The following is a 5,610-nucleotide window of genomic DNA, read 5'->3' on the forward strand; positions in this document are numbered from 1 at the left end:
CATGCGATGGAAGATGTCTTCCAGGCAATTCGGAACAATGAACTCTCGGTAACACAGGGTCTGATGGATCTACTCCTGAAAACAGTTGATCTCATCGAAGAGATGATCGATGAGATTGAAGAAGGTGGCGACAGTTCCTCAGTACATGTTGACGATCTCGTTTCTGCTCTGAAAGAATCAACCGGAGGTGGAGTTCAGGCTGAAAAAATCCCATCAGAAGTTGATTTCAAAGATAGTTCCGACTCCAAGGATTTGATCTTCTCTTCAACCATTCCACGATGGCGTATTCAGATCACCGTTGAAGAATCATCTCTCATGAAGGATGTCCGGGCATTGATCGTGGTCGGAAATCTCGAACAGTTCGGCACAGTTCTTAAGACGGACCCTCCTCTCAAAGAGCTCGAAGGAGAGGCTGATTTATTTAATGGAGTTCTCACCATTGAGATGGAGAGTGATGCCGGGAGAGATGCACTACTCTCTGCGGCTGAAGGTACTGAGATTTCTGAGGTGACTGTCCTTGAGATCGCTCCTGAAGAGACGGTACCGGTAAAACTCCCCATCTACCAGATGATCATCACCGTGGATGAGACCTCGATGATGAAGGGTCTTCGTGCCTGTCTTGCAATCGATCGTCTGGAGGAGATAGGGACGATCATCTCTTTCGATCCCTCCCGTGAGGCGATCGAGGATGGTGCATTTGATTCTGTCTTCCATCTGAAGTTTGCAACAGATCGGGATCAGGAGTCTGTTAAGAGAGCCGCCATGGTTCCTGAGATCCGATCGGTTGATATGATACCCGGGGAATCACAGGAGAAGCAAACAACGCTATCACCTGAGACCAGGAAAGAACCACAGAAAAAAGCAGAGTCAAAGAACCGGGAGATCAAGAACCTCAGAGTTGATATTCAGCAGCTTGACCGCATGATGAACCTGATTGAGGATCTCGTCATCAACAGGGGACGTCTCAAGCAGATCGCTGAGAAGAACAAGATAAAGGAGATGGAAGAGGCGATCGGCATGATCGACCGGTCTGTCTCTGAACTCCAGGTCCTGATGATGGATATCAGGATGATCCCCTTAAGCCATATCTTTAACCGACTTCCACGAGTGGTGAGGGATACCGCCCATTATGATGGTAAAGATGTCGAGTTTGTAATGGAGGGGGGAGAGACCGAACTTGACCGAAGCGTGATGGACGGATTAAATGATCCCCTTCTTCACCTTATCAGAAATGCTGTCAACCATGGTATCGAACCACCGGAGAGTCGGGTTGCCTGCAATAAACCAGCAAAGGGACTCGTCCACCTCTCTGCACGCCGGGATCGTGACAACGTCATCATAGAACTTAGAGATGACGGTGCCGGAATTAATGTGGAGAAGGTGAAGAGGAAAGCGATCGATAAAGGGATCCTATCCATTGAGCAGGGCGATCTGATGACGAAGGAGGAGGCGATAAATCTCCTCTTCCATGCCGGATTCAGTACAGCTGACACGATCACCGATATCAGTGGACGTGGAGTTGGCCTTGATGTCGTCAAGAGTGCCATCGAATCGCTGAAGGGATCGATCCGGGTTGATTCACATGAGGGGAAGGGGTCTACCTTCTCACTCCTCCTCCCACCAACAATGGCAATCGTCGAGGTGATGATCGTCAGACTCAATAATCGGAGGATTGCGATTCCGATCAGTGCCATCGTTGAAGTGGCAAGTATCAAAAGAGAGAATATCCACCGTATCGGAACACAGGAATCTATCCTCCTTAGAGATGAGGTGCTGCCTCTCCATATGCTTGAGGATATGTTTGGTCAGTCGGATCAGACTGAGATCCTGGTTGTCGTGCAGTACGATAATCACAGGTGTTGCATCTCTGTCGATCTCGTTGAGGGCCAGCAGGAAGTGGTGGTTAAGCCGCTGAGTTCTATCATAGGAATAATCCGGGGGATCTCCGGCATCACCATCCTTGGAGATGGGCATGTTGTTCCGGTACTTGATGTAAATACAATGGTGTAATTTATGGCAATTCTAACTCCTGCACAGATTGATGCGTTGGGCGAACTTGGAAACATCGGGGCCTCCCATGCGGCAACGACGCTCTCGCAGATGTTGATGGGCCAGATCGAGATGACCGTTCCTTCGGTTGAGATCGTTGATCTGGCAGACATTTACAAACATGTTACAGATGATCTCTCTGCACTCGTCATATTTGAGATGCAGGGTGAGATTGAACATGGAGGTTACGTTATATTCCTCATGCCACTCTCCTCGGCAATGAGGATGACAAACACCATGCTTGGAATGACTGATGAGGAGCGTGAGATTAATGAGATGGATGAGAGTGCATTAAATGAGATCGGCAATATCATGGTCTCGGCATTTCTCGATGCCACCGCAGAACTCCTCGGTCTTGTTATGCTTCCTTCCCCCCCGATCCTCGTGATCGATATGGGGCATGCTGCCATCGAACAGCTTCTTGCTGAAGTTGCGATGGATGTGAATGAGGTTGTCTTCTTCCATACAAAACTTGTCTGTGACCAGTATGCGATCAATGGAGATCTTCTGATGCTCCCGGAGATGACCACACTTGCGCGGATCCTTGAGATGATGGATCAACTACTCAAGTCCCACATTTGAATGAGTCCGGAGTCATTGAATGGATGTTAATCTGTCCCGGAGTGATCCCAAAGCGATCATGATCGGCATCGGTGACTATCATGTCGGAGTGGAACCGATGACCTCCATTGGTCTTGGATCATGTATAGGTCTCATTCTCCATGACACCCGTCTTGGGATCGGCGGTATGGCGCATATTATGCTTCCAGAGAGTGGAGGTAAACGTGATCGGCCGGGTAAATATGCAGATACTGCTATTGAGGTCCTTATGAAGGAGCTCACTGCCAAAGGGTGTTCAAAAAAGACACTTCAGGCAAAACTCGTTGGTGGTGCACAGATGTTTGCAAACTTCAGCGGGAACCTCTCCATTGGCCTTCGAAATATCGAAGCGATCAAGATGTACTTAAAAAACTATGAGATCCGAATAACGGGTGAGGATATAGGAGGCAATAAAGGCCGTACCGTCACGTATTGTGCGGCAAACGGTTTTATTGTACGAGTCCGAAGGGCAGACGGTGCCTGCTCGGAGATCTGAATAGTCTATTTTTTATGCCATCAATGGCTCCAGGTGTGGCAAGCCGCTTCCATACGTTTATTTGTGTTATCAAACTCTTTTCATCGGAGCATCCTGCTTTATCGACATTATCAGATTAAGAGATATGAATGGGAGATATTCTAAGAACTTATCTCACGTTCAACCGGATATGCGGGAATTTGCCTGAGTAGATGGTTAAGGGGAGAAAGGGGACAGGGACGAGGTGTCCATGCACAGAGAGGGTCATACACCCCCTCATCTATTCCACCCGGATTGTTCAAACCATCGTGGTATGCCCGGATTTTTTCTGATATCCGGTTACTTCTTCTGCTCCTCAAACAGACCAAAGAGATTACCCTCGGAATCTTCGCAGTTGGCAAGGGCACCATATCCAGGAAGCTCCGTATATGGCATTGTAATCTTCCCCCCCAACTCCTCGATCTTTTTCAGGTATGGGGCGATTGCATCAACACCAATATAGCAGGTGATCCGCTGCTCAGGCAATTCACGCCGTCCGAGCCCCCCTCCGATGAGCGGTGCAACACTATCTGGTCCTGCCCCGTTTTCGTCGGTTGTCTCGAAGAGATAATAGCCCGGATAACCCGGAGGAGAATAGAATTTCCAGCCAAAGAGCGTTTCATAGAACTTTTTTGCCCGTTCAACATTCTCTGCTGCGATATCGATATGAACAAACGTCGGCATGATTCTGAATGGTATTTCAGACGACATTATGCTTTTGGATCATCGTTTCCATTCTGTACCTGACCACGAGGTGATCCGGCTTCATATCCACATCCGGTGCAACAGTACCGGTAGAATATGATTCTGCCACCGCAGACGGGGCAGCGCCACTTCTCTTCCTGGTCTCTGACCCATTCTTCGATACCCTGCTTTTGGATCTCCGAAAGATTTTGGTAGATCTCGTGGCGATACCGGTACTTCTCATCCTTTGGATGTGAGTTTCGGAATTTTCCGATTTGATTACAGGGAAAATCAGAGCATTGTGAGCAGAGGTTGAGACCTTTTTCGAGGAGACAGCACCAGCGAATTGAACAGTTCCACTTGCTTGTGCGTTTCTGGTTTCGATCTTCTGATCCACACCCCCTGCACGTCTTCCCATAAGAGGGGCATGCTCCACAATAGACACCGCACGGAGCCATCATATCAGGAAGCCTGAGAATGTCGTGCATGAACGTTCCATTGGCGTTTTTATATCTTAAAGATTAGAGAAGTGCTGTTGAACTCAAAGAAGGGGCGATGTCTCATCTCAGATCAGAAAAAAATATATTTGGAGGGATATACCCCACCGGAAACGTTCTTCTGGTTATTCAATCTCAATCCTGGGGGGCAGGATTTGGGTTTACACTATACAGTCCGCTGATGACAATGTACTGATTATTATCGCTCCCCTCGGTCAGTTTGAAGTAGACTGATTTATGATAGATCCCGTTCATCTCAGGGATCATCCATTTGTAATCGACCCAGCCGGAACCTTCTGTCAGGGCACTATCGGTGATCTGGTCACGGAAAGGCGTGCCTGCAATATCCGTCTTCCCTCTCATATTCACCCCGATAAGACGTGGGTTGTCAGCCTCGGCAACGATCGTCACATTGGTGTCATATACAAAGACATAGAGTGCCCTGTTCTCTCTGTCCCAGAACGGATGCTCACCGGCATTGATCCTGGCGAAGGTGCCGGGCGTGTCCGTCTCTATTGCATCAGCCGTACGGTCGACGAGGTCGATCACCTGTTCTCTTGTGACCGATGGATTGGGGAGGTAAGAAACGCCAATGTAGCTGTACAGAATACGCTGGTATTCTGTTACTCCGGTCTGGTCGGGCTGATAACGGAGGGTGTCAAGGGATTCCTGGAATGCCTCGACAAGAAGATCGGGTGTCTCCCTGTTGAAGGCAAAGTAGAGATCATAACTCTCAAATCTGTAGACAATCCCGAATTGGTCAGGATCATTAGTTGCCTTTTCGATGAAGTACCTGCCGGCAATATCTCCATAACAGAAGAGATCAATTGTCCCATCATGGATGAGAGAGATGAGTGTCAGTACATCCTCGGCTTCAATGATGTTTGACTCCAAAACTCCGTTCTCCTTCAGCAAAATTCCTGCATAATCGTCCTTCACGACCCCGATCCGGTACTTTTTCAGGTCATCCGGTGTGGATATGGTAACGCCCTCATGCACATCTCCAAAGAGAACAAAAGCAATAGATACAAACGGTCCCGCCCATTTGAAGAGCTCTTCTCTCTCCGGGGACCTGACTATCGTGAGGAGGACGGTATTCTTCTCTGAGAGGGCGGTATCATAGGCAATATGCCATGGCAGCACCTGGATCTGATCTCCTGATACCGGAGTTCCCATCTCTTCAAGTGCTCCAAGCAGGATATCAACAGAGATCCCTTTGACAACCCCGTCTTCGATATAGTTGAATGGGGGATACTCTTCTGTCAC

6 protein-coding genes are annotated in these 5,610 nt (G+C 48.5%); 3 read left to right on the forward strand and 3 right to left on the reverse strand.

Annotated elements, in window-relative coordinates:
* From Q7V06_RS08270 to Q7V06_RS08280, 3 genes are all read left to right on the forward strand, one after another.
* The coding region (locus Q7V06_RS08270; protein ID WP_304840471.1) for a chemotaxis protein CheA at window positions 1-2,010 on the forward strand (2,010 nt) is incomplete at its 5' end.
* A 3-nt stretch (window positions 2,011-2,013) separates the two neighbouring features.
* Window positions 2,014-2,631 (forward strand): chemotaxis protein CheC, encoded by a 618-nt coding sequence (locus tag Q7V06_RS08275; protein WP_304840473.1) that lies wholly within the window; start codon window positions 2,014-2,016, stop codon window positions 2,629-2,631.
* Window positions 2,632-2,650: 19 nt separating this feature from the next.
* Complete coding sequence (locus Q7V06_RS08280; protein ID WP_304840475.1) at window positions 2,651-3,145, forward strand: chemotaxis protein CheD; 495 nt, start codon at window positions 2,651-2,653, stop codon at window positions 3,143-3,145.
* Between the two features lie 318 nt (window positions 3,146-3,463).
* On the opposite strand, the gene Q7V06_RS08285 is transcribed toward Q7V06_RS08280, so the two are convergent.
* The 3 genes from Q7V06_RS08285 to Q7V06_RS08295 form a co-directional block, all read right to left on the reverse strand.
* Complete coding sequence (locus Q7V06_RS08285) at window positions 3,464-3,847, reverse strand: VOC family protein (RefSeq protein WP_304840477.1); 384 nt, start codon at window positions 3,845-3,847, stop codon at window positions 3,464-3,466.
* 26 nt (window positions 3,848-3,873) lie between these two features.
* Window positions 3,874-4,308: a DUF3795 domain-containing protein gene (locus Q7V06_RS08290; RefSeq protein WP_304840479.1), complete on the reverse strand. Its 435-nt coding sequence runs from the start codon at window positions 4,306-4,308 to the stop codon at window positions 3,874-3,876.
* A 171-nt stretch (window positions 4,309-4,479) separates the two neighbouring features.
* Window positions 4,480-5,610 (reverse strand): transporter substrate-binding domain-containing protein (locus Q7V06_RS08295; RefSeq protein WP_304840481.1); only part of this gene is annotated, 1,131 nt, incomplete at its 5' end.

Source organism: Methanocalculus sp., assembly GCF_030651615.1.
In the GTDB taxonomy this organism is placed as follows: domain Archaea; phylum Halobacteriota; class Methanomicrobia; order Methanomicrobiales; family Methanocorpusculaceae; genus Methanocalculus.